This window comes from Streptomyces sp. NPDC037273 (assembly GCF_055603625.1).
This window is the reverse complement of record NZ_JBVJVO010000001.1, coordinates 423987-446849: the sequence shown is the minus strand read 5'-3', so window position 1 is coordinate 446849 and position 22863 is coordinate 423987. Positions and strand designations below refer to the sequence as shown.

The window sequence follows — 22863 nt, the reverse complement described above, 5'->3', positions numbered from 1 at the left end:
GTGAGCGTCCCCGTACCGGAGGTGGGTCCGTGAGTTTTCCCGTACCGGAGTTCGTGCCGGACTTCCGGCCCAGCCATGTCGTGCCGCGCGACGGGCTCGACGCCTGGGAGGCGCCGGACCCGGGGCTGCCGACGGCGCCGCTCGACGCGTTCCTGCCGGTGCGCCTCGAGGAGCGCAGGGGGGACTGGGGGCGGGTGCTGTGCTCCAACGGCTGGACGGCGTGGGTGGACGCGCGGCTGCTCGTGAGCGTGCCGGAGGATCCGCCGGCGGCGGGCCGGCCGCTGGCCAGGACCGCCGATCCGAGGCCGCTGATCGCCCGCGCCGAGGACGCCCTCGGCCGGTACCGGCGGGCGGCGGAGGAGCTGGGCGCGGGCCGACTCGACGGCGAGAACTTCCGGCTGCGGACCCGCGGCCTGCGGGTCGGCATGGTCGTCGACGGCGAGTCCGTGTGGCTGTACGACGCCGAGCACGAGCGCTGGGTGTACTGCGACGGGCTCGGCCTCAGTACGTACGCCACCTCGGCGGCGCCCTCGGCCGTACCCGCGGCCGGCCCCCCGCCCGCGGACGTCCCGCCGGACGCCGGCGCCGAGGCCGAGCGGCCCGCCGCGGCGCCCGCCGGGTACGAGCCGACGCAGGTGGTGCCGCAGGTCGACCCGGCCGTGGCGGCGGGGCCGCCGCCGACGCAGGTGGTGCGGCCGGCGGAGAGGGCGGGTGAGGAGTGATGGCGGGCGGTACGCGGGGCGACGCCGAGCTTCCGGCGGGGCGGCCCTCTGGGCTGCTCGGCAAGGAGATCGCGGGCTACCGCGTGGAGGGCGAGATCGGGCGCGGCGGCATGGCCGTCGTCTACCGGGCGCGGGACCTGCGGCTCGACCGCACGGTGGCGCTCAAGCTGCTCGCCCCCGAGCTGGCCCGCAACGACACCTTCCGCAAGCGCTTCGCGCACGAGTCGCGGGTCGCGGCCTCGATCGACCACCCGCACATCGTGCCGGTCTTCGAGGCGGGCGAGACCGAGGGCGTGCTGTACATCGCGATGCGGTACGTGGCGGGGCAGGACCTGGTGGCCCTCCTCGACCGGGAGGGGCCGCTGCCGCCCGTGACGGCCTGCCGGATCGCGCTCCAGGTCGCCTCCGCCCTGGACGCGGCGCACGCGCACGACCTGGTGCACCGGGACGTGAAGCCCGGCAACATCCTGGTCGCCGAGGGCACCGACCGCGACCATCCCGAGCACGTGTACCTCACGGACTTCGGGCTGACGAAGAAGTCCCTGTCGCTGACCGGCTTCACGACGGTCGGCGAGTTCGTCGGCACGCTGGACTACGTGGCGCCGGAGCAGATCTCCGGCAAGCCGGTCGACGGCCGGTGTGACGTGTACAGCCTCGCGTGCGTGGTGTTCGAGACGCTGGTGGGGGCGCCGCCCTTCCGCCGTGACACCGACTGGGCCGTGCTCTGGGCGCAGCAGTACGACCCGCCTCCCCCGCTGTCCGAGGTGCGCCCGGGGTTGCCGGACGCGGCCGACGCCGTGTTCGCGAAGGCGCTGGCGAAGACGCCCGAGGAGCGGTACGGGACGTGCCTGGAGTTCGTGTCCGCGCTGCGCGCCGCGCTGACGACGGGCGGCCCGGGTCCTGTGGTGACCGGCGGCCCGCGCGTCCTCGGGCCGCCTCCGGCCCCGCCCGCCTGGGCACGGCCGGTGTTCCGGGAACTGGGGTCGGGCGCCGGCTGGTAGGCCGCCCCGTGCGTCACTTCGTATGCGTCTCGTCCACGACTTCGCCCTTGCGGCGGACGCGGGAGGCGAGCAGGCCGCCGAGGAAGCCGAAGACCAGGCCCCAGAGGAGGGCGAGGCCGACCGTCTTCCAGATGTCGGGGCGCAGGACGACCTCCCCGCCGAGTGAGTCCAGTTCGCCGATGCCGAGGATCGAGAGGCCGAAGCGGGCCTCGACGAGGGTGAGCGGCATGACGACGAGCATGGTCAGCGCGAACGCGACGCCCAGGTGCAGGGAGTGCTGCCAGAGCCGTACGCGGGCCGGGGAGCGTACGGCGGCGGCGAAGGCCGCGGCGAGGAGCAGGACGGCGGCGATGGGGAGCAGCCACCACGCGCGCGCGTCCTGGTCGGTGAGGGTGGAGAGGTCGACGGCCGAGAGGTCGGGGCTGTCGCCGCCGCCTCGCAGGACGGCGTCGAGGATCTGCGGCATGGGCAGGCCGAAGGGGCCTTCGACCTTGCCTTCCCAGGAGCCGCCGACGCCGACGCCGAGGGCGAGCCAGGAGACGTTCGGCAGGCCGAGGAGGAGGACGGCGAGGGTCTCGGGGGCGTGGCCCTTGGTGGCGGCGACGACCACGCCGATGACGAGGCCGACGGCCACGTACGCGAGGAGCAGCAGGAGCATGGCGTGGGCGGCGGGGCGGACGGGTTCGTGGAAGCGGACGAGCCGTGGCGGCAGGGGGGTGCGGCGGGAGACGAGGAGGGCGACGGCGAGGACGCCGAGGATCCACAGGAGGCCGTAGAAGAGGGTGGGGCCCAGGTCGGTGCGGAAGCCCACGGTGGGGTTGACGGCGTCGAGCAGGTCGCCGAAGAGGTCGGCGAGGGAGCTCTGTTCGTCTCCGCCGCCTCCGATGGTGATCCGGAAGTCGTGCCGCGCGAGGGCGGAGAGCCCCGCGAGGGCGGCCAGCCAGAGGACGACGGTGCCGGTCGCGCGGAGCAGGAGTTCGCGGGTGCCGGCCACGGCGTGGTGGCGCAGCGGGCGCAGGAAGCAGTAGCCGGTGACCAGTGCGCCCACCAGGGTGACGGTGAGGGGCATGGCGGTGAGTTCGGCCTGGGTGCCGGCGAGGGAGCCGGCGTCGCCGGCGAGTTCGACCTTGCCGCCGGCGGCCATGACGACGACGGCGGCGAGGACGGCGGTGAAGCCGCCCGGCAGGTCTCCGGCGCCGGCGGCCCAGAGGCCGAGGCCGGCGGTGAGGGCCATCGCGACGTATCCGGCGACCACGGCCGCGAGGGCCTGGAGCGCGATGCGGGCGACGAGCCCGCCGGTCGCGGCGGGCCGTGTGGAGGTGGGGAGCCGACTGCTCACCCTCCCCACGCTAGTACCGGTGGCGGCGGTCCGCAGTACCGGCGGCGGCGGTCCGTAGCCGCGGGTTCGGCGGAGCGTGACGCTTCCGTTGGCGTGCGGGCCGGATCGGCGCACACAATGGCCCCGGAACGGAAGAAAGGGAAATACAGTGACTTCCCACCCGCCGTCCGGCCCTCCGTCGGTACCCCCTTCAGGTCCCCCCTCCGGCCCTCTCTCGGGCCCGAGCACACGCCCGGGTACCGGCGGGCCTCCGCCGCCCCCAGGTCCCCCGCACGGTGGTTCGGGGGGAGGTGGCGGCGGCCCGGGCGGCGGCGGGGCCGGTGACGGCGGAGCGGGCAAGGGCGACGGCAAGGGCCCTTGGTGGCGCTCCGTCCCGAAGGTCGCCTCGGTCACCGCGGTCCTGGTGGCGGCGGCGGCGCTCGCCGTCGTCCTCACCAACCGCCCCGACGACGGCGGCGGCTCGGCCGGCGGCGGTGGCGGCGAGGTATTCCTGCAGAACGCCGCGGCTTCGGGCCCCGACCCCTTCACCCAGTCCACCGCCCGCACGAACGGTGCCTCCCCCTCGGCGGCCTCGCTGCCGCCGCGTACCGCGTCGGCCACCCCCGAGGTGCGCGGCTCGACGCCGGGTCTCTACGGCGGCACGCAGTCGGTCGCCAGCTGCGACGTGGAGCAGCAGGTCCGCTTCCTCTCCGGCGCGCCCGCGAAGAACGCGGCCTTCGCCAAGGTCCTCGGCATCCCCACGAACGACGTCGCCGGCTATCTGCGCTCCCTGACCCCGCTCCAGCTCCGGGTCGACACCCGGGTGACCAACCACGGCTTCCGTGACGGCTCCGCCACCACGTACCAGGCGGTGCTCCAGTCCGGCACCGCGGTCATGGTCGACGGGCGCGGGGTGCCCCGGGTGCGGTGCGCCTGTGGCAACCCGCTCACCGAACCGGTCGCGCAGAAGCAGCCGCGTACGACGGGCACGCCCTGGCAGGGGTACAACTCCTCCCAGGTGGTCGTGGTGGCGCCCTCGGTGACGGTCGTGAACGTCTTCATCGTGTACGACCCCCAGGACGACGGCTGGTTCGCGCGCAAGCACGGCGACACCGGCCGGCACGACAAGCCGACCCCGCCGCCTCCGCCGCCGCACACGCTCTCCCCGACGGTGTCGCCGTCCACGTCCGCCTCACCGTCCACGTCCAGCACGTCGCCGTCGGTCTCGCCGTCGTCGCCGCTGCCCTGCGTGACGCTGACGGGTACGCAGACGCCGTCGCCGGTGAACGGGATCACGCCGTCGCCGTGTCCCTCGACGCTGTCGCCTTCCGCGTCGACGTCGTCGGTGTCCCCGTCCGATTCGTCGAGTTCCCCCGACACCTCGCCTTCGGACGAGTCCTCGGGACCCGAGTCCGGGCCCGCGACGGACGAGTCGGCGAGCGTGACGAGCGAGTCGGCTGACCAGTCGCCCGATCAGTCGTCGTCCTCGGCCGTCCAGCCGGTGACGCCGCTGTCGTCCCTGACCTCGCCGTCCTCGCTCTCCCCGTCGGCCTCCCCGCTGCTGCCTTCGGGCTCGGCGTCGAGCTCGGCGTCGCTGCCCGCGCCGGGTCCGCAGGCGGCACCCGTCGTCTGACCCGGTCGGTACGGCCGTCCCGGGTCCGTGCGACCGTCCCGGGCCCCGTCAGGCCGTCCCGGGTCCCGTCAGGCCGTTCCGCCGGCCTTGGGGCCCGGGACGCGCGGGCGTCGGCCCCCTTCCGGGATGACCAGGGGCGTGCCGGCCACCGGACAGGTGATGACGGTGGCCGGCAGGTCGAAGACCTCGCGGACGAGTGCGGGGGTGACGATCTCGCCGGGCGGGCCCGCCGCGACGACCCGGCCGGCGCGCATCGCGACGAGGTGGTCGGCGTAGCGGCAGGCGAGGTTGAGCTCGTGCAGGACCATGACGACGGTGCGGCCTTCGTCGCGGTTGAGGGCGGCGACGAGTTCGAGGACGTCCACCTGGTGCGCGAGGTCGAGGTAGGTCGTGGGTTCGTCCAGGAGGAGGACCGGGGTGTCCTGGGCGAGGGCCATGGCGATCCAGACGCGCTGCCGCTGCCCGCCGGAGAGCTCGTCGAGGCCGCGGTCGGCGAGTTCGGTGGTGCCGGTGGCGTCCAGGGCGCGGTCGACAACGGCGTCGTCCGCCGACGACCACTGCCGCCACCAGCGCTGGTGCGGGGTACGGCCCCGGGCGACGAGGTCGCGGACGGTGATGCCGTCGGGGGCGGCCGGGCTCTGCGGGAGCAGGGAGAGCTTGAGGGCGAGGTCGCGGGCGGCGAGTCCGGCGATGTCCTCGCCGCCGAGGTGCACGGCGCCGGCGGCGGGCTTGAGGAGCCGGGCGAGGGCGCGCAGGGCGGTGGACTTGCCGCAGGCGTTGGGGCCGACGAGGGCGGTGACCCGGCCGGCGGGGATGTCGAGGTCGAGTTCCTCGGCGACGGTCCGCTCGCCGTATCCGAGGCGCAGTCCGGTGCCCTTGAGGGACGCTCCGGCCGTCGCGGTGGTGGTGGCGGTCATGTCAGCCTCCCTGTCCCGAGCGGTTGGCGCGGGCGAGCAGTAGCAGCAGGTACGGGGCGCCGACGGCGCCGGTGATGATGCCGACGGGCAGTTCGACGGGCGAGAAGACGAGTCGTCCCGCGAGGTCGGCGAGGAGGAGCAGGGCGGCGCCGGTGAGGCCGCTGAGGACGAGCGGGACCCCGGCGGTGCCGGCGAGGCGGCGGGCGATCTGCGGGGCTCCGAGGGCGATGAAGGCGATCGGTCCGGCGGCCGCGGTGGCGAGCGCGGCGAGGCAGGTGGCGAGGACGAGGAGGCCGACGCGGGCCCGGCCCAGCGGGACGCCGAGTCCGCGGGCGGTGTCGTCGTCGAACTGGAGGAGCTGGTAGGGCCTGGCCAGGGCGAGGGTGAGGGGGACGAGCACGAGGAGGGCGGTGCCGACCCAGCCGACGTGTTCGTATCCGCGGCCGTTGAGGCTGCCGGTGAGCCAGACCATCGCCCGCGACGCCTGGTCGATGTCGGCCTGGGCGAGCATCCAGCGGGTGACGGCGGCGAGCGCGCCGTTCGCGGCGATGCCGACGAGGACGAAGCGGTAGCCGGTGACGGTGCCGCCCCGGTAGGCGAGCAGGTAGATGACGGCGGCGGTGGCGAGGGCGCCGGCGAGCGCGCCGAAGGGTACGGCGCCGAAGGTTCCCGCGCCCGCTGCGGTGACGCCGCCGACGAGGATGGTGCCGACGGCGCCCGCGCCGGCTCCGGCGGAGATGCCGATGAGGTCGGGGCTCGCGAGCTGGTTGCGGGTGACGGCCTGGTAGACGGCGCCGGCGATGCCGAAGGCGGTGCCGACGAGCAGGGCGGTGAGGGCCCTGGGGAGCCGTAGTTCGTGGACGATGAGGTCGGCGTCGCCGGAGCCGCCGCCGAACAGCGCGCCGAGCACGTCGGGGACGGGGATCGCGAACGTACCGAGGGATATGGAGGCGACCAGGGCCGCGAAGGAGGCGAGGGCGAGTCCGGTGGCGGCGGCGGCGACCCGGGGACGCAACCGTACGCCGACGGGGCCGAGTTCGACGCGGAGGCCGCGCGCGGAGCGGACCGCCGTGGGCTTGCCGCTCATCGGGTGTGCTCCTTGAGCTTGCCGCGCTTGACGAGGTACGCCAGGAACGGGGCGCCGACGAGCGCCGTGACGACTCCGGCCTGGAGTTCGCCGGGGCGGACGACGACCCGGCCGACGACGTCGGCGCCGAGCAGCAGGACGGCCCCGCCGAGCGCCGAACAGGGCACCAGGAGACGGGCGTCGGGGCCGGTGAAGGCGCGGACGACGTGCGGGACGACGAGGCCGACGAAGGTGACGAGGCCGCAGGCGGCGACGGCCGAGCCGGTGAGGAGGACGACGGCGAGCGCGCCGAGGGCCCGGGTGGCGGCGACTTTGGTGCCGAGGGTGGCGGCGAGGTCGTCGCCGAGGGCCAGGGCGTTGAGCCGGCCGCTGAGGGCGAGGGCGAGGAGGAGTCCGGCGGCGATGAACGGCAGGAGCTGGAGGCCGAGTTCGGCGTCGCGTCCGGCGAGGGAGCCGACGGCCCAGGAGCGGTACTGGTCGAGGGTGCGGACGTCGAGCAGGACGAGGGCGTTGGTGCCGGCCTCCAGGAGGACGGTCACGGCGGCGCCGGCGAGGGCCAGTTTGGCGGGGGTGGCGCCGCCCGTCCCCGTACCGCCGACGAGGTAGGCGAGCAGTCCGGCGAGCGCTCCCCCGGCGAAGGCGAACCACACGTACGCGGAGGAGCTGGTGAGGCCGAGGACGCCGATGCCGGCGGCGACGGCGAAGGCCGCTCCGGCGCTGACGCCGATGAGTCCGGGGTCGCCGAGCGGGTTGCGGGTGATGTCCTGCGCGACGGCTCCGGCGGCGCCGAGCGCGAGTCCGGCGAGCAGCCCGAGCAGGGTGCGCGGCATGCGCAACTCGCTGACGACGACGGCGTCTCCGTCGGTCGAGCCGCCGAGCGCGGCCAGGACGTCGCCGAGCGGCACGGACTTGGTGCCGATGGCGAGGGAGGCGGCGAGGGCGAGCACCAGGAGGGCGAGGAGGACCGGCGGGGCGAGGAGGGCGCCGCGGCGCGCCCTGGCGGGGCGGGGCGACGGGGTCGGCGGGGGCGGGCCGGGCGGTGTGGCGGCCGACGGGGCCGAGGACTTCACAGGCACCGCCACAAGCTAAGGGATGCCTTACCTCACTTGCACCCCACCCCCCGTGTTCACGCGGTGGCGGAATGCCGTTATCCTCACACAGGATTTAGGAAGGCAAGCCTTCCCTAAGTTGATTTTGTCTGTCCGTCAGCACCACCCCGAGACACCGCCCGATCGTGGAGGAACCCGTGACCACCCTCAACCGCGGCCGCTGGACCCAGCGGCTCGGCGTGCTCGCCCTCGCGGCGGCCCTCACCGCCGGACTCACCGCGTGCGGCGGCGAGTCGGGCGGGAAGCCGGCCGGTTCGGCCTCCACCGACGCCAAGGCCGAGGCGGGCTTCCCCCGGACGATCGAGCACGACAAGGGCACGACGGAGCTCAAGGCCAAGCCGAAGCGGATCGTCGCCCTCGACAACAGCCTGGTCGAGGCCGTCGTGGCGCTCGACCGGCCGCTCGTCGGCGGCATCGGCTCGTACCGCGACCAGAAGACCTTCCCCGCCCGGCTCGGCGACGCCGTGAAGGACACCACGGACGTCGGCCCCCTGGAGAGCCCGAACCTGGAGCAGATCGCCCTGCTCAAGCCCGACCTCATCGTCTCGGCGACCGTCCGCCACGACGACCTCTACGAGAAGCTCAGCCAGATCGCGCCCACCGTCTTTGTGAAGACGACCGGCCCGACCTGGAAGGAGAACATCGCCCTCCTCGGCAAGGCGCTCGGCGAGGAGAAGTCGGCGACCGACCAGGTCGCCGCCTACGAGGCGCGCGCCAAGAAGATCGGCGACGCCGTCAACGCCAAGGCCGGCAAGCCCACCGCCTCCGTGGTCCGCTTCCTCGACGGCCCCACCCGCGTCTACCTGCCGAAGACCTTCAGCGGCATCATCCTGTCGGACATGGGGATCGCCCGGCCCGCCAACCAGCGGAACCCCGAAGAGTTCAACATCGAGATCAGCGAGGAGCAGATCGCCCAGGCCGACGCCGACGTGATCTTCTACACCACCAACTCGGGCGGTGAGGAGCGCAAGGCCAAGTTCCTCGCCAACCCCCTCTGGAAGCGCCTCAAGGCCGTCCAGAAGGGCAACGTCCACGAGGTCAAGGACGAGATCTGGATGACCTCCGTCTCCCTCCAGGGCGCCCACCTGGTCCTCGACGACATGGCCCACGTCTTCAAGGTCGACCCGGCGAAGTCCTGACGCCGCCCCCACCCCGTGCCTCCGCCCCGGTTCCCCCCGGCGCGGAGGCACGCGCGTTCCGGCGCAGGACGCGCGCCTCCCCGGGGAGCAGGGCCGGACCCGGCACGGTGAGCACGGGGCAGGCCGCACGGGCCAGGACGGCCCGCAGGACCGGCCGCCGGCGCAGCCGGGCGAGCCGTCCCCGGCCCGGCGCCGAGCCGACGACCAGCAGATCGCCCGGCCGGCCGGCCGCCGCGCACAGCGAGTCCGCCGGCGCGCCCCGGACGACCCTGGCCTCGAAGGCCACGTCGGCGGGGACGCCCCCGAGGCCGTCGAGGACGGCGTCCGCCAGACGCCGACGGGCCTCGTCGACCCAGGTGCGCGCCCAGGCACGGTCCGGCATCCGGGCGTACAGCGCTTCCCCCTCCGGGGGTTCCCAGGCCAGCACGGCGAGCAGCGGCACGCCCTCGCGCCGGGCGACGACGGTCGCGTGCCGGAGGGCCGCCAGCGAGGCGAGCGAGCCGCTGACGCCGTCCACGACCCGGCCGGAGGCGCGCGCGAACCCGCCGGTGTGCCCGCGGGTCACGCCTGTTCGCAGGCGGTGGGCACGACCGCGCGGCGGCGGGCGGTACGCGGCGCACCTCCGCGCTTCGCGGGACCCCGCAGGCCACGCAGCCAGGCCCGGACCGGCAGGGGCCGGGTCGCGCGCTCCTCGGCTCGCCGCTGCCACATCCGCTCGTCGCGGTCGGTGAAGTGTCCGGACATCGGTCGTCCCCTTTCCCGGGTTCCTTGGTTCCTCGGCGGATCCCTTTTCGGAAGATGGCCACCAGGCCACTGGAAAGGAGTCTGTAGTCTTATTGGACCTGACAGCAGAGCCAATGAGGAGTGATTGGCATGGCGGTGGCACGTGTGGTCCATACCGCGGACCGGACCCTGACGGGCCGCCAGCTCGCCTCGCTCCTGACGCCGCCTCCGGAGGGCCGGTTCGGGTATCGGGAGCTCGCGCGGGCCGTGCGCGAGGCGCTGCTCGACGGGCGGGTGGCGCTGCGCCTGCGGCTGCCGGCCGAGCGGGAGCTCGCGACGGCGCTCCAGGTCAGCCGGACGACGGTGACGGGGGCGTACGACCTGCTCAGGGAGAGCGGGTACGCGCACAGCCGCCGGGGCGCGGGCACCTGGACCGCGCTGCCCGACGGGCAGGCGCCGACCGCCCTCGGCGGGTTCCACGACGAGACGGGCGCGAGCATCGACCTCGCCCTCGCCGCGCCGCAGGCACCCGTGGAGGAACTGACCGCCGCGCTGGCGGCCGCCGCCCTCGAACTGCCGCGCTACGCCGGCGCCCAGGGCTACCACCCCTACGGTCTGCCCGCCCTGCGCGCCGCCGTCGCCGAGCGGTACACGGCCCGCGGCCTGCCGACCCGCCCCGAGCAGATCCTCGTCACCAGCGGCGCGCAGCAGGCCCTCTCGCTGGTGCTCACGCTGCTGGGCCGGGCGGGCGACCGCGTGCTCGCCGAGAACCCCTCGTACACCAACGCCCTCGACGCCATGCGCACCCGCATGCTCCGGGTGACGCCCGTGCCGGTGACCGAGAACGGCTGGGACACCGGGCTCGTCGACGCGGCGCTCCGGCAGACCGCGCCGCGCCTGGCCTATCTGATCCCCGACTTCCACAACCCGACCGGGCAGCTCATGCCGCAGGAGCAGCGCCGGGACCTCGCGCGGGCCGCGCGGGCCACCGGGACCTGGCTGGTCGTGGACGAGACGCTCACCGACATGGCGCTGGACGTGCCGGCCCCCGCGCCCTTCGCGTCGGCGGCGGGCGGGGGCGAGGCGGAACAGATCGTCTCCGTCGGCTCGCTCAGCAAGAGCTGCTGGGGCGGGCTGCGGGTCGGCTGGGTGCGCGCCTCCTCCCGGATAGTGACGGAGCTGGCCCGGGTCCGCATCACCGCCGACCTGTCCGGGTCGGTCCTGGACCAGCTGGTGGCCGTGGCCCTGCTCGACCGCATCGACGCGATCCTGCCCCGGCGCGTCGAGGAGCTGCGCCGGCGCCGCGCCGCGCTCGCCGATGCCCTCGCCCGGCACGTGCCCGAGTGGCGCTGGACGGTTCCGCCCGGCGGCATGTGCCTGTGGATCGACCTGGGCCGCCCGGTGGCCTCCGCCCTCGCCTCGCGCGCCCTGCGGCACGGCGTGCGGGTGGAGGGCGGCGCCCGCTTCGGCGTCGACCCCGGCACCCACGAGCACCGGCTGCGCATCCCGTACACCCTGCCCGAGGACGTGTACGACTCCGCCGCCGAGCGGCTCGCCGCGGCCCTGGACGGGGCCCCGGGCCGGTTCGCCGACCCGGCGCTGCCGGACTGGGTCGCCTGAGCCGGTACGGCCCCGACGGCGGCCCCGCACCGCCCCATATTCGGATGCCCGGCGCACCGGGTCCGTGTACGGTCCAACGGGTGAAACCGCTGACCGACAAAGAGATCCGCGCGTCCTTCGTGAACTGCACCAAGGGCGAGGCGGCCCGCCTCAAGCTGCCGCTCGACTTCGCCGAACTCCCTTGGGAGGACCTGGACTTCCTCGGCTGGGTCGACCCGGGAGCGCCGCTCCGCGCCCATCTGGTGCTGCCCCGGGAGGACGGGCCCCTCGGCGTGACCCTGCGGGTGCCGGCGGCCGGACGGACCAGTGCGGTGAAGTCGAGCATGTGCCAGGTCTGTCTGACCGGGCACGCGTCCTCGGGCGTCACGCTGCTCGTGGCGCCGCTGGCCGGGAGCCGGGGCCGCGAGGGGAACACGGTCGGGATCTACCTCTGCGCCGACCTGGCCTGCTCCCTCTACGTACGGGGCAAGCGGCAGCCGAAGCTCCGCGGCCGGCGCCACGAGGAGTCCCTCACCCTCGACGAACAGGTCGCCCGCCTCACGGGCAACCTGGACGCCTTCGTGGACCGGGTGACGGCGGGCTGACCGTCACCCGGTGGGCGGCACCGGTCAGCGGTCAGCGGAAGGCCTGCTCGCCGGTGAGCGCCTTGCCGATGACCAGGGAGTGGACCTCGCTCGTCCCCTCGTAGGTGAGCACCGACTCCAGGTTGTTGGCGTGGCGCAGCACCGGGTACTCCAGGGTGATGCCGTTGGCGCCCAGGATCGTGCGGCACTCGCGGGCGATGGCGATGGCCTCGCGCACGTTGTTGAGCTTGCCCACGCTGACCTGCTCGGCGGTGAGCTGCCCGGCGTCCTTGAGGCGGCCGAGGTGGAGGGCGAGCAGCATGCCCTTGCCGAGTTCGACGGACATGTCGGCGAGCTTCTGCTGCGTCAGCTGGTACGAGGCGAGGGAGCGGGCGAAGACGACCCGGTCCTTGGCGTACGAGATGGCCGTCTCCAGACAGTCGCGCGCGGCGCCGAGCGCGCCGAAGACGATGCCGAAACGGGCCTCGTTGAGGCAGCCGAGCGGGCCGGAGAGGCCGCGGGCCTCCGGCAGCATCGCGTCGGCGGGAAGGCGGACGTCCTCGAGGACGAGCTCGCTGGTGACGCTGGCGCGCAGCGAGAGCTTCATCTTGATCTCGGGGGCGCTGAAGCCGGGGGTGCCGGCCGGGACGAGGAAGCCGCGGACGCCGTCCTCGGTCCGGGCCCAGACGACGGCGACGTCGGCGACGGAGCCGTTGGTGATCCACATCTTGGTGCCGTTGAGCACCCAGTCGGAGCCGTCCCGCTTGGCGTTGGTCCGCATGGAACCGGGGTCGGAGCCCGCGTCGGGCTCGGTGAGGCCGAAGCAGCCGATGTACTCGCCGGCCGCCATCTTCGGCAGCCAGCGCTGCTTCTGCTCCTCGGAGCCGTACTTCCAGATCGCGTACATCGCGAGCGAGCCCTGTACGGAGACGAGCGAGCGCAGTCCGGAGTCGACCGCCTCCAGTTCGAGGCAGGCAAGGCCGTACGCGACGGAGTTGGTGCCCGCGCAGCCGTAGCCCTCCAGGTGCATGCCGAGCACGCCGACGCCGCCGAGGGTGCGGGCGAGCTCGCGGGCGGGGATCTCGCCCTTCTCGAACCAGCCGGCGACGTGCGGCCGCAGGTCGCGGTCGGCGACGGCGCGGACCGTGCGGCGGATCTCGCGCTCCTCGTCGGTCAGCAGCCCGTCGACGGCGAGCAGATCGAAGGGGTGGACGGGAGTGGACGAGGACTTCACGGACGGCCTCCTGGCGACTGTGGCAACGCGGCGAGGCGAAGCGTAGCCCCCGATCGAATATTGGATCCAGTCTTGAAATCGCCACGGCGAAGCCCTACCGTCGGCGCGATTGGATCCAATATCCGGATCGCCGCAGCACAGCGAGAGCGAGGGAACGCGGAATGCGCGCAGACCAGCCGGGCACCCCTGCCGCGGCCGACGGGCCCGGCCTTCCCGAGCTTCCCGACCTCCCCGGCCTCCCCGGGCTCTCCGACCTTCCCGACCTTCCCGGCCTCCCCGGAACGGCCGGCGCCCTGTCCGGGATCGTCGTCGCCGACTTCGGCCGGGTGCTCGCCGGGCCGTACATGACGATGCTCCTCGCCGACCTCGGCGCCGACGTGATCAAGATCGAGCGGCCGGGCTCCGGCGACGACACGCGCGCGTGGGGCCCGCCGTTCGCCGACGGCGAGGCCACCTACTTCCTCGGCGTCAACCGCAACAAGCGCTCCGTCTGCCTCGACCTCACCGACCCCGAGGACCTGGCCACGGCCCGCGCGATCGTGGACCGCGCGGACGTCCTGGTCGAGAACTTCCGCCCCGGCACCATGGAGAAGCTCGGCCTCGGATACGAGGACGTGCGCGCGGCCAACCCCGGGCTCGTCTACTGCTCGGTGACCGGCTTCGGCACCGCCGAAGGCGCCGCACTGCCCGGCTACGACCTCCTCGTCCAGGCCATGGGCGGCCTCATGAGCGTCACCGGCGAACCGGAAGGACCCGGTACGAAGGCCGGCGTCGCCCTCGTCGACGTCATCACCGGCCTCCACGCGGGCCTCGGCGTCCTCGCCGCCCTCCGGCACCGTGACCTCACCGGCCGGGGACAGCGCGTCGAGGTCTCCCTGCTCACCTCCCTGCTCTCCGCGCTCACCAACCAGGCCGCCGCCCACCTCGGGGCCGGCGTCGTCCCGCGCGCCATGGGCAACCGGCACCCGAGCATCGCCCCCTACGAGGTCTTCGACGCCCAGGACCGGCCCCTGGTCCTCGCGGTCGGCAACGACCGCCAGTTCCGGAACCTCTGCGGCCGGCTCGGCCTGCCGGAGCTCGCCGACGACCCCCGGTTCGCCACCAACACCGCCCGGGTCGCCCACCGCGAGGAACTCGTCACGGCCCTCGCCGCGCCGCTGGCCACCCGTACCGCCGACTCCTGGTTCGAGGACCTCACCGCGGCCGGCGTGCCCTGCGGCCCCATCAACGACCTCGCCGCCGCCTTCGACCTCGCCGACCGCCTCGGCCTCGCCCCGCGCGTGCCCGAGTCCGCCGCCGGCCCCGGCCAGGTCGCGAACCCCCTCCGGCTCGACGCCACCCCACCCACCTACCGGGCCGCTCCCCCACGCCTCGGCCAGCACACCGACGACCTGCTGGCCACGCTGGGACGACCCCCGCGCACGCCCTGATCCATAGGAAGATGGGCCCACCGGCGGGCAGGCTCCCGGCGGTGGCGACACGAAGGAACGGAAGGTCACAGGCGATGAGCAGCGCGGTGCAGAAGAGGCGGCCGCAGACCGCCCAGCAGTTCGTCCTCGAGGAACTGCGGCGCGCCATCACCACCGGCGAGCTCAGGCCCGGCGACCAGATCCGCCAGGACGCCCTCGCCGCCCGCTACGAGGTCAGCCGGGTACCGCTGCGCGAGGCCCTCAAGGCCCTGGAGGCCGAGGGCCTCGTCGTCCACCACATACACAGGGGCTACTTCGTCGCCGAGCTGTCGCTCGCCGACCTGGAGGAGATCTACCGCATCCGGGAACTCCTGGAGACCGAGGCGGTACGCATCGCCGTGCGCCACCTGCCCGACGGCACCGTCACCACGCTCGAACACATCCAGGACGAGGTGGAACGCGCCGCCGACGCCGGCGACATCCCCGGCATGGCCGCCGCCAACCGCCGCTTCCACTTCACCCTCATCGAGGCCTCCGGCATGCCCCGCCTCGTCCGCCTCGTCACCACCCTGTGGGACGCCACCGACGCCTACCGCTCCCTCTACTACACCGACACCCCGCACCGCCGGCAGGCCGTCGCCGAACACCGCGCCGTCCTCGCCGCCCTCCACGCCCGCGACGAGGACACCGTCGTCCACCACCTCGACACCCACCGCGCGCACGCCGTGGCTGCCCTGCGGGAGGTCCTGGGCCCGGAGCCGGCCTAGTCGGCCGCCCCGGCCGCCCCGGTCGCCCCGGTCGCGCCGCCGCCCGTACGTCGGACCGCGCCGGCCACGAGCAGGACCGTCGACACCACCGTCACGGCCCACGGCGCACCTCCGGCGCCGTGCTCCGGGTCGACGAACATGCTCGCGGCTGCGAGCCCCAGGAACGCGCCCGCGGCGACCAGGCCGCTGCCCGCGGGCATGGCGCCCGCCGTCCGCCAACGCCGACGCGGGATCCACAGCCTCAGCAGGTCCACGACCACGGCCAGCGAGACGACCCGGGCCGCCACGGAGAACCACAGCGGCGTCGCCTCCGTCTCCCCCGCGCCCAGCACCGCCGTCGCGCCGAACAGAGCGACCGGTACGAGCCACCCGAGCCCGGTCCGGACACCGAAGCCGGGCTTCCGGACATCGAAGTCGGGTTCCCGGCCGCCGAAGTCGGGTTCCCGGTCCGCCATCGCCACCGCATCCGCCACCGCATCCGCCTCCCGCCGGGGCCGCGGAGCGCGCGGCCCGGGGATCGCCGGAGGCGCGTCCGCCACCGGGCGCAGCGCCTTCGAGCGGGCGCGCCGGTCGCGGAGGCCCAGGTCGCCGTGGAGGTCGACGTGGGCGGCCAGTTCGGCCCGGAGGGCGAGCAGGCGTTCCGCCGTCTCGTCGAACTCGGCGCGGCGCCGGTCGGCCTCCTCCTGGGCCTCGCGCTCGCTGTCGGCGAGGGCCGACAGGCGCTCGGCGTGGAGCTGTTCGGCCTCGGCGCGTGCGGTCTCGGCGGCCTTCGGGACCTGGGCGAGTTCGTCCTGGAGGCGGAGCCGTTCGTTCTCGATGATCTCCTCGATGCGGTGCCGTTCGTCGGCGGGGAGTTCCTCGGGGGCGCGGGCCTCGGCGCGGGCGACGGCGGCCCGGCGCCACTCCATGAGGGGTCGGCCGCGGTGTTCTCCGATGCCGTTGATGTGGACCTTGCGGCCCTCGGTGCGGTGGATGTAGAGCACCTCGCCGCCCCGGCCGTTGGGGGCCTTGCCCCAGCTGACCCGTCGGAAGTCGGCGGCGGTGGTGATGCCCTGGGCGGCGAGGTCGCGGACGAGGCCGCCGCCGATGCCGTTGACCTGGCTGGTGGTCAGGCGGGTGCCTCGCAGGGAGCGTTCGATGGACTCGCGCCGCAGCACGGCGAGGGCCTGGCGCTCGCGGCTCTCCCGCTTCCCGTCCAGGCCGTCGAGCTTGCGGGTGAGGGAGCGTTCGTTCCTGGTCCGCTTCTCGTGGATCCGCTGGAGGGCCTTGCCGAGGCGGTCCTCCTCCCGGGTCCGCAGCCCGGCCTCGCGGTTCAGCCGTCGCCGGTCGGCGAGTTCGAAGGGGCGGCGCCCGGCGAGGAGACGCCGGTGGGCCATGACCGATTCGACGAGGCGGCGTCGTTCGGCGCGTATCCCGGCCGGGTCGGTGGTCGGGAGTGCGGTGGTGCTGTCGATCACGGCGGCTCTTCGGGGCGTGGAGAACGGTGGCGGGGAAAGCCCTATTATCTCCGGCGGCGAGGGCGAGTACAGGCCACGGGCCCGTGCTCTCCTCACGCTCTCCGCACCCGCAACCGCGGGGCGAAATGGTGCGTCTTCGGCCCTGCCGGACGGTGGACGGCCGGCGGGGACGGACACAAGGGGGTCTTGCGGTGAACGCGAAGAGAAACCGGTCGGCACGGGCGATGTTGCTGATCACCGCCCTGGCTCTGGCCTCGGTCACGGTCGGCTGCCAGGACACGGACGGCGGTGCGGGCGGCGCCGGCCCCAAGCCGGGGACGTCCGGCACCGCTTCGAAGTCCCCCGGCGCGGGCGAGGGCAAGGAATCGGCCACGCCGTCGCCGACGGAGTCCAAGAAGCCGACGGAGTCGAAGAAGCCGACGGAGCCCAAGGAGCCGACGGAGTCGAAGAAGCCCGGGAAGCCTTCGGAGACCAAGAAGCCCGGCAAGGACACGCCGTCGAAGGCGCTGACGTGCGACCGGCTCCGCGACGCCCCGCTGCAGACCTCGTCCTTCCGCTTCCCGGACGCCCCGGAGGGAACCGTCGCCTTCACCGACGGGCGCTGGGAGGGCGACGGCGTGGTCATCGAGCTTCAGCCGCAGTGCGCGATCGGTGACATGACGGGCGACGCGGCGGCGGACGCCGTGGCCGCCGTCAAGGTGACCACGGGCGGCACGGGCAAGTTCTGGGGTCTGGTCACCTGGCGCAACGACGCGGGTTCCCCGGTCCCGGTCGCGGCTGCCTCGCTCGGCGACCGTACGCCGGTGCAGTCGATCGTCGTGTCCTCCCCGGCCGCGCGTCAGGCCACCGTCGTCTACCTCACCCGGGGCGACGCCGATCCGGCGGCCGTCGTGACGCTCCGGCGCACCGCCGCGTACCGCGTGGTGGAACCGGCCATGGTCGAACTGCACCACAGCGACGCCCCGTACACCCCCTGACGTCGTGCTCCGCCGGTCCCGTCGCGGACGGGACCGGCCGGGGGGAGGCCACAGAGGCTGCGGTTACCCTGTGCGCCGGACGCGAGGAGGAACCATGGCGCGGATGTCGTCGGCCGAACGACGCAGACAGCTGGTCGACGCGGCGATCAGGGCGATGACCAGGGACGGGGTGGCGAAGACGACGACGCGGTCGATCTGCGCCGAGGCCGGTGTGTCGCTGAGCGTCTTCCACTACTGCTTCGAGTCGAAGCAGGCGCTGCTCGAAGCCGCCATAGAGACGATCACCGGCAACTACGTGGCGCGGGTGCGGTCGGCGGTCGAGCCGGGCGCGACGCTGCGGGAGACCGTACGGGGTGCCCTGCGGACGTACTGGGACCATGTGACGGCGCATCCGGGCGAGCACATGCTGACCTACGACCTCACCCAGTACGCCCTGCGGGAGCCGGGGTTCGAGCATCTGGCGCGGGCGCAGTACGAGCAGTACCTGGCGTCGGCCGCCGCGCTGATCGAACAGGTGCGGGACGGGTACGGCGGGGCGCCGGGGGCGCCGGTGGAGGTCGTCGCGCGGTATCTGGCGGCGGCGATCGACGGACTGACCCTCCAGTTCCTCGTCCTCGGCGACCCCGAGGCGGCCGAGGGGCAGCTCGACGTGCTGGCAGACCAACTGGTCCCGCTGATCGCGGGATGACGCCGAATTAGTTTCGATCACATTCAGTAGGTCGTTTGACCCGGACTATTGACTCACTCCCTCCACACCGCGATCCTCGGGGCGCCCGGTACACCCCCACCGTCCGGAGGCATCGCTGATCATGACCAGAACCCATTCGCGCGGTACGGGCGGCAGATCCGCCCTCCTCGCGCTGCTCATCGCCCTGGCCGCCGTGCTCTTCGGCTCCGCTCCCGTGCCCGCCGCGGACGCCGGCGGCACCTGGTGGGAGCCCACGGCACGGCCCGCGGTCGACTCCCAGATCAACGTGACCGGCGCGCCGTTCAAGGGAACGGACGCGCAGGGCAAGGTGCGCGGCTTCGTCGACGCGCACAACCACCTGATGTCCAACGAGGGCTTCGGCGGCCGCATGATCTGCGGCCAGACGTTCTCGACGGCGGGCATCGCCGACGCCCTGAAGGACTGTCCCGAGCACTACCCCGACGGCTCGGGCGCCCTCTTCGAGCACCTCACCGGTGGCGACAACGGCAAGCACGACCCGGTCGGCTGGCCCACGTTCAAGGACTGGCCCGCCAACAACTCGCTCAGCCACCAGCAGAACTACTACGCCTGGGTGGAGCGCGCCTGGCGCGGTGGCCAGCGGGTGCTCGTCAACGACCTGGTGACCAACGGCCTGATCTGCTCGCTGCTGCCGCGTGACCGCAGCTGCGACGAGATGACCGCGATCCGCCTGGAAGCCCGCAAGACGTACGAGATGCAGGACTACATCGACGGGATGTACGGCGGTCCCGGCAAGGGCTGGTTCCGGATCGTCACCAGCGCCGCGCAGGCGCGCTCGGTGATCGAGCAGGGCAAGCTCGCCGTCGTCCTCGGCGTGGAGACCTCGGAGCCCTTCGGCTGCAAGCAGATCCTCGACGTCGCGCAGTGCGGCCAGGCCGACATCGACAAGGGCCTGGACGAGCTGTACTCGCTCGGTGTGCGCAGCATGTTCCTCTGCCACAAGTTCGACAACGCGCTGTGCGGGGTCCGCTTCGACAGCGGCACGACGGGCGTGGCCGTCAACATCGGCCAGTTCCTGTCCACGGGCACCTTCTGGACCACCGAGAAGTGCGCGGGCCCGCAGCACGACAACCCGATCGGTCTCGCCGCCGCGCCCGCCGCGATGGCCGAGAAGCTCCCGGCCGGGGTGAGCGTGCCCTCGTACGCCTCCGACGCCAAGTGCAACACCCGCGGTCTGACGAGGCTCGGGGAGTACGCCCTCAAGGGCATGATGCAGCGCGGCATGATGCTCGAACTCGACCACATGAGCGTGAAGGCCGCCGGGCGCGCGCTCGACATGCTGGAGGCCGAGGAGTACCCCGGCGTCCTCTCCAGCCACAGCTGGATGGACCTGGACTGGACCGAGCGCCTCTACCGCCTCGGCGGTTTCGCGGCCTCGTACATGCACGGCGCCGAGGGCTTCGTCGGCGAGGCCGGCCAGAAGGCCGAGCTGCGCAAGAAGTACGGCGTCGGCTTCGGTTACGGCACCGACATGAACGGTGTCGGCGGCTGGCCCGGCCCGGTCGGCAACGACGCCCCGAACGCCGTCAAGTACCCCTTCCGCAGCTTCGACGGCGGCTCGGTGATCGACCGTCAGGTCACCGGCGAGCGCACCTGGGACCTCAACACGGACGGCGCCGCCCACAACGGCCTCGTCCCCGACTGGATCGAGCAGATCCGGCTCAGCAACGGCGGCCCGGCCGTCGTGGACGAGCTCTCCCGTGGCGCGGAGTCGTACCTGACGACCTGGAAGCGGACCGAGGACCACGAGCCGGGAGTGAACCTCGCGGCCGGCCGCCCCGCCGCCGCCTCCACCACCGAGTGGTGGAACCCCTTCGTCAACTACTCGCCGGGGCTCACGGTCGACGGTGACACCGGCACCCGCTGGGCCAGCGAGTGGTCGGACGACCAGTGGCTCCGGATCGACCTGGGCTCCGAACGCCGGGTCGGCCGGGTCACGCTCGACTGGGAGCGTGCCTACGCGCGCGCGTACCGGATCGAGCTGTCCGACGACGGATCGGAATGGCGTGACGTCTGGTCCACCGACAGCGGCGACGGCGGCTTCGACACGGCCGAGTTCGCCTCCCAGTCCGCCCGCTACGTCCGCATCCACGGCGTGCGACGGGCCACCCAGTGGGGCTACTCGCTCTACGAGGTGTCGGTCAACCGGTCCTGACCACGGGAAGGTTGCCCGAGGAGGTAGGGCGAGGCACGACGAGGTACGACGGAGGGGCCCGCCGGACGCGTTCCGGCGGGCCCCTCTTCGGTGGGCTCTTCGCTGGCTTCTTCGGTGTCCTCTTCGGTGGTCTCTCAGCCGGCCGTGGGGCCGGTCCAGTCGGCGGGGACACGGGCGAGCCGCACGCGCTGGGGGTGGTCGCCGACGTCCACGGAGGCCACGCGCTGCCCGGTGGCGAAGTCGATGGCGGTGACGCGGTCGGCGCCGCTCTCGGAGATGACGCAGGAACGGCCGTCGCCGCTCACGGTCGCCCAGTACGGCTTGGAGGCCTGAACGAGCGGACCCTGAGCGAGGGACTCCCGGTCGACGACCGTGGCGTAGTCGTCCATCGTTCCGGCGACGCAGAGCTTGTCGCCGTCGGGGCTGATCGAAAGGCCGTGGTGGCGGGAGTCGTTGACCCACTTGGTGCGGTCGGGGTCGGTGGCCGGGTTGCCGGGGAGGTTCTTGAGGCGGGTGATGCGGTCGGACTCGACGTCGTACTCCAGGAAGCCGTTGAAGAAGGAGACCTGGAAGTAGATCTTCTTCTCGTCCGGCGTGAAGACGAGCGGGCGGACGGCGTCGGAGAGGTCCCCGCGCCCGAAGGCGTCGAGGCGGTCGCGCATGTCGATGACCCGTACCGTCCTGAAGGTGCGGGCGTCCACGACGGTGATCTTCCTGTCCCCCTTGGACCAGTCGAGCCAGGGGGCGTCGAGGGCGGTGGTGACCTCGCCGATGGACATGTTCCAGAGCATGCCGTCGGAGGTGAAGACGTTCTCGTGCGGCTTGTCGCCCGTCTTGAAGGAGCCGGCTTCGGCACCGGTGGCGATGTCCAGGACGTGCACGGTGTTCGCCGTCGACGCGGAGACCGCGACCCGGGTGCCGTCGGGCGAGACGGCCATGTGGTCGGCGCGGTAACCGGCCACGGGGAAGCGCCAGTTGATCCGCCCGGTCCGCAGGTCGATGGAGACGACGTCGGCGAAGCTGGGCCGCGAGACGACCATGGCGGAGCCGTCGGGCGTGGCGTACATGTCGTCGACGTACTGGTCGTGACCCTCGCCCGGACCACTGCGGACGCCGAGAAAGAAGGCGAGCTTGACCGGGTTGAGGTAGATCTCGCGGAGCCGCTGTTCCTTGTCGGGGATGACGTTCACCCGGCCGATCCGGCCGAAGTCGCCGTGGGAGGCGATGACGTCGGCGGTGCCGTCCCAGTTGTTGCCGACGAACATCACCTCGCGCAGCCCGGCGGAGGCGGCCGAGGCCTTCGCCGCGGCCGGCCCGGGAGCGGATGCGGAACCGGCGCCCGCGGAAGCCGTGACGAGTGCCAGGGAGGCGGCGACGGCCCCGAGAAGGCGTCGGGAACCGGACGTACGGGGAGAGGGCATGGGGGTCCTTCTTCCGTGGCGCGACGATGACTTACCGGAGGTAACCACGGACGGGTCGGGCTCACAAGCCCCTGTCGCGCCCCCCTTCACACCACTCTTCCGGCCCCCCTCGCGCGAGCCCCCGCCACCGTGCGGGACCATGGAATCCGGAACGCAGAAGGGACGGAACGGACGATGAGGCACCGCAGTGTCGCGGACCTGATGACGCCGACCGCGGTCGCGGTGCAGCGCGGGACCTCGTTCAAGGAGATCGCGAGACTCCTCGACGAGTACGGCATCACCGCCGTCCCGGTCGTCGACGACGACCACCGGCCCGTGGGTGTCGTCTCCGAGGCCGACCTCCTCCGGCGCCACGCCGCCAAGGACGGCCCCAGCACCGCCGAGGCCATGATGTCCAGCCCCGTCATCACCGCCCGCCCGTCCTGGACCGCCGTCGAGGCCGCCCGCCTGATGGAGCGCCACCGGGTCAAGCGCCTCCCCGTAGTCGACGCGGAGGGCCGCCTCATCGGCGTCCTCAGCCGCAGCGACCTCCTCCAGCTCTTCCTCCGCCGCGACCGCTCCATCCAGGAGGAGATCCGCGAGGACGTCCTCGTCCGCATCCTCCGCCTCTCCCCCTCCGCCGTCCACATCGACGTCGACGAAGGCCGCGTCACCCTCAGCGGCACCCTCGAACGGCGCGGCCTCGGCCCGATCCTGGTCAACCTGTGCGAGACGGTGGACGGCGTCGTGGAAGTCGTGGACCGGCTGAGGTACGAGGAGGGGGACGGGGGAACGGGCGGGGGCGGGTCTGGGGAGGCGTAGCGCGGGGCCGGGGGGCCTAGCGCGGGGCCGGGGGGCCTAGCGCGGGGCCGGGGGGCCTAGCGCGGGGCCGGGGGGCCTAGCGC

At 73.6% G+C, this 22863-nt stretch carries 21 protein-coding genes; 12 read left to right on the top strand and 9 right to left on the bottom strand.

Annotation, left to right across the window (positions count from 1 at the left end):
- Positions 1–29 precede the first annotated feature (29 nt).
- Both ACZ7G1_RS01975 and ACZ7G1_RS01970 read left to right on the top strand, forming a co-directional pair.
- The gene (locus ACZ7G1_RS01975) at positions 30–722 is read left to right on the top strand and encodes a hypothetical protein (protein ID WP_470877652.1); all 693 of its coding nucleotides are present in this window, start codon (positions 30–32) and stop codon (positions 720–722) included.
- Entirely contained in the window at positions 722–1723 is a 1002-nt protein-coding gene (locus ACZ7G1_RS01970) for a serine/threonine-protein kinase (RefSeq protein WP_470877651.1), read from the top strand. Before ACZ7G1_RS01975 ends, ACZ7G1_RS01970 begins: the two co-directional genes overlap by 1 nt.
- A gap of 13 nt (positions 1724–1736) precedes the next feature.
- Here ACZ7G1_RS01970 and ACZ7G1_RS01965 read toward each other — a convergent pair whose 3' ends face one another.
- The gene (locus ACZ7G1_RS01965) at positions 1737–3062 is read right to left on the bottom strand and encodes a streptophobe family protein (RefSeq protein WP_470877650.1); all 1326 of its coding nucleotides are present in this window, start codon (positions 3060–3062) and stop codon (positions 1737–1739) included.
- 148 nt (positions 3063–3210) lie between these two features.
- On the opposite strand from ACZ7G1_RS01965, the gene ACZ7G1_RS01960 reads away from it, so the two are divergent.
- Entirely contained in the window at positions 3211–4674 is a 1464-nt protein-coding gene (locus ACZ7G1_RS01960; RefSeq protein WP_470877649.1) for a DUF6777 domain-containing protein, read from the top strand.
- A gap of 68 nt (positions 4675–4742) precedes the next feature.
- On the opposite strand, the gene ACZ7G1_RS01955 is transcribed toward ACZ7G1_RS01960, so the two are convergent.
- From ACZ7G1_RS01955 to ACZ7G1_RS01945, 3 genes are read right to left on the bottom strand one after another with little or no spacing between them, the layout of a single operon-like run.
- Positions 4743–5591 (bottom strand): ABC transporter ATP-binding protein, encoded by an 849-nt coding sequence (locus ACZ7G1_RS01955; protein WP_470877648.1) that lies wholly within the window; start codon positions 5589–5591, stop codon positions 4743–4745.
- 1 nt (position 5592) lies between these two features.
- Positions 5593–6678, bottom strand: a complete 1086-nt coding sequence (locus tag ACZ7G1_RS01950) for a FecCD family ABC transporter permease (protein WP_470877647.1) — start codon at positions 6676–6678, stop codon at positions 5593–5595.
- On the bottom strand, positions 6675–7748 hold the full coding sequence (locus ACZ7G1_RS01945) for a FecCD family ABC transporter permease (RefSeq protein ID WP_470877715.1): 1074 nt from the start codon (positions 7746–7748) through the stop codon (positions 6675–6677). The genes ACZ7G1_RS01950 and ACZ7G1_RS01945 overlap by 4 nt, the downstream gene beginning before the upstream one ends.
- A gap of 176 nt (positions 7749–7924) precedes the next feature.
- On the opposite strand from ACZ7G1_RS01945, the gene ACZ7G1_RS01940 reads away from it, so the two are divergent.
- Positions 7925–8926, top strand: coding sequence for an ABC transporter substrate-binding protein (locus tag ACZ7G1_RS01940; protein ID WP_470877646.1), 1002 nt, complete (start codon positions 7925–7927; stop codon positions 8924–8926).
- Here ACZ7G1_RS01940 and ACZ7G1_RS01935 read toward each other — a convergent pair.
- Together ACZ7G1_RS01935 and ACZ7G1_RS01930 are read right to left on the bottom strand one after the other, a co-directional pair.
- Positions 8901–9491: a universal stress protein gene (locus tag ACZ7G1_RS01935; protein WP_470877645.1), complete on the bottom strand. Its 591-nt coding sequence runs from the start codon at positions 9489–9491 to the stop codon at positions 8901–8903. The two genes, ACZ7G1_RS01940 and ACZ7G1_RS01935, sit on opposite strands and share 26 nt — an antisense overlap.
- Positions 9488–9670 (bottom strand): hypothetical protein, encoded by a 183-nt coding sequence (locus ACZ7G1_RS01930; RefSeq protein WP_470877644.1) that lies wholly within the window; start codon positions 9668–9670, stop codon positions 9488–9490. Before ACZ7G1_RS01930 ends, ACZ7G1_RS01935 begins: the two co-directional genes overlap by 4 nt.
- Before the next feature lie 129 nt (positions 9671–9799).
- On the opposite strand from ACZ7G1_RS01930, the gene yczR reads away from it, so the two are divergent.
- Both yczR and ACZ7G1_RS01920 read left to right on the top strand, forming a co-directional pair.
- Positions 9800–11269, top strand: coding sequence for a MocR-like transcription factor YczR (gene yczR, locus ACZ7G1_RS01925; RefSeq protein WP_470877643.1), 1470 nt, complete (start codon positions 9800–9802; stop codon positions 11267–11269).
- Positions 11270–11313: 44 nt separating this feature from the next.
- On the top strand, positions 11314–11853 hold the full coding sequence (locus ACZ7G1_RS01920; RefSeq protein ID WP_470877642.1) for an FBP domain-containing protein: 540 nt from the start codon (positions 11314–11316) through the stop codon (positions 11851–11853).
- A gap of 31 nt (positions 11854–11884) precedes the next feature.
- Here ACZ7G1_RS01920 and ACZ7G1_RS01915 read toward each other — a convergent pair whose 3' ends face one another.
- The gene (locus ACZ7G1_RS01915) at positions 11885–13066 is read right to left on the bottom strand and encodes an acyl-CoA dehydrogenase family protein (protein ID WP_470877641.1); all 1182 of its coding nucleotides are present in this window, start codon (positions 13064–13066) and stop codon (positions 11885–11887) included.
- A gap of 161 nt (positions 13067–13227) precedes the next feature.
- Between ACZ7G1_RS01915 and ACZ7G1_RS01910 the strand changes: the two genes are divergently transcribed.
- Both ACZ7G1_RS01910 and ACZ7G1_RS01905 read left to right on the top strand, forming a co-directional pair.
- The gene (locus tag ACZ7G1_RS01910) at positions 13228–14496 is read left to right on the top strand and encodes a CaiB/BaiF CoA transferase family protein (RefSeq protein ID WP_470877640.1); all 1269 of its coding nucleotides are present in this window, start codon (positions 13228–13230) and stop codon (positions 14494–14496) included.
- A 74-nt stretch (positions 14497–14570) separates the two neighbouring features.
- Entirely contained in the window at positions 14571–15242 is a 672-nt protein-coding gene (locus tag ACZ7G1_RS01905) for a GntR family transcriptional regulator (RefSeq protein ID WP_470877639.1), read from the top strand.
- Here ACZ7G1_RS01905 and ACZ7G1_RS01900 read toward each other — a convergent pair.
- On the bottom strand, positions 15239–16699 hold the full coding sequence (locus tag ACZ7G1_RS01900; RefSeq protein WP_470877638.1) for a hypothetical protein: 1461 nt from the start codon (positions 16697–16699) through the stop codon (positions 15239–15241). The two genes, ACZ7G1_RS01905 and ACZ7G1_RS01900, sit on opposite strands and share 4 nt — an antisense overlap.
- A gap of 191 nt (positions 16700–16890) precedes the next feature.
- Here ACZ7G1_RS01900 and ACZ7G1_RS01895 point away from each other — a divergent pair, with 191 nt between their 5' ends.
- The 3 genes from ACZ7G1_RS01895 to ACZ7G1_RS01885 all read left to right on the top strand — a co-directional run bounded on the left by ACZ7G1_RS01895 (position 16891) and on the right by ACZ7G1_RS01885 (position 20558).
- Positions 16891–17676 (top strand): hypothetical protein, encoded by a 786-nt coding sequence (locus ACZ7G1_RS01895; protein ID WP_470877637.1) that lies wholly within the window; start codon positions 16891–16893, stop codon positions 17674–17676.
- A 94-nt stretch (positions 17677–17770) separates the two neighbouring features.
- Positions 17771–18364: a TetR/AcrR family transcriptional regulator gene (locus ACZ7G1_RS01890; RefSeq protein WP_470877636.1), complete on the top strand. Its 594-nt coding sequence runs from the start codon at positions 17771–17773 to the stop codon at positions 18362–18364.
- Between the two features lie 121 nt (positions 18365–18485).
- Entirely contained in the window at positions 18486–20558 is a 2073-nt protein-coding gene (locus ACZ7G1_RS01885; RefSeq protein ID WP_470877635.1) for a galactose-binding domain-containing protein, read from the top strand.
- A gap of 134 nt (positions 20559–20692) precedes the next feature.
- Here ACZ7G1_RS01885 and ACZ7G1_RS01880 read toward each other — a convergent pair whose 3' ends face one another.
- On the bottom strand, positions 20693–21979 hold the full coding sequence (locus ACZ7G1_RS01880) for a YncE family protein (RefSeq protein WP_470877634.1): 1287 nt from the start codon (positions 21977–21979) through the stop codon (positions 20693–20695).
- 174 nt (positions 21980–22153) lie between these two features.
- Here ACZ7G1_RS01880 and ACZ7G1_RS01875 point away from each other — a divergent pair, with 174 nt between their 5' ends.
- Positions 22154–22780: a CBS domain-containing protein gene (locus ACZ7G1_RS01875; protein ID WP_470877633.1), complete on the top strand. Its 627-nt coding sequence runs from the start codon at positions 22154–22156 to the stop codon at positions 22778–22780.
- The last annotated feature ends 83 nt before the right edge of the window (positions 22781–22863 follow it).

Coding starts and splice junctions, on each gene's coding strand:
- ACZ7G1_RS01970 (WP_470877651.1), top strand. CDS start 722: ATGGCGGGCGGTACGCGGGGCGACGCCGAGCTTCCGGCGGGGCGGCCC.
- ACZ7G1_RS01875 (WP_470877633.1), top strand. CDS start 22,154: ATGAGGCACCGCAGTGTCGCGGACCTGATGACGCCGACCGCGGTCGCG.
- ACZ7G1_RS01880 (WP_470877634.1), bottom strand. CDS start 21,979: ATGCCCTCTCCCCGTACGTCCGGTTCCCGACGCCTTCTCGGGGCCGTC.
- ACZ7G1_RS01905 (WP_470877639.1), top strand. CDS start 14,571: ATGAGCAGCGCGGTGCAGAAGAGGCGGCCGCAGACCGCCCAGCAGTTC.
- ACZ7G1_RS01920 (WP_470877642.1), top strand. CDS start 11,314: ATGCCCGGCGCACCGGGTCCGTGTACGGTCCAACGGGTGAAACCGCTG.
- yczR (WP_470877643.1), top strand. CDS start 9,800: ATGGCGGTGGCACGTGTGGTCCATACCGCGGACCGGACCCTGACGGGC.
- ACZ7G1_RS01890 (WP_470877636.1), top strand. CDS start 17,771: ATGGCGCGGATGTCGTCGGCCGAACGACGCAGACAGCTGGTCGACGCG.
- ACZ7G1_RS01950 (WP_470877647.1), bottom strand. CDS start 6,678: ATGAGCGGCAAGCCCACGGCGGTCCGCTCCGCGCGCGGCCTCCGCGTC.
- ACZ7G1_RS01885 (WP_470877635.1), top strand. CDS start 18,486: ATGACCAGAACCCATTCGCGCGGTACGGGCGGCAGATCCGCCCTCCTC.
- ACZ7G1_RS01930 (WP_470877644.1), bottom strand. CDS start 9,670: ATGTCCGGACACTTCACCGACCGCGACGAGCGGATGTGGCAGCGGCGA.
- ACZ7G1_RS01910 (WP_470877640.1), top strand. CDS start 13,228: ATGCGCGCAGACCAGCCGGGCACCCCTGCCGCGGCCGACGGGCCCGGC.
- ACZ7G1_RS01955 (WP_470877648.1), bottom strand. CDS start 5,591: ATGACCGCCACCACCACCGCGACGGCCGGAGCGTCCCTCAAGGGCACC.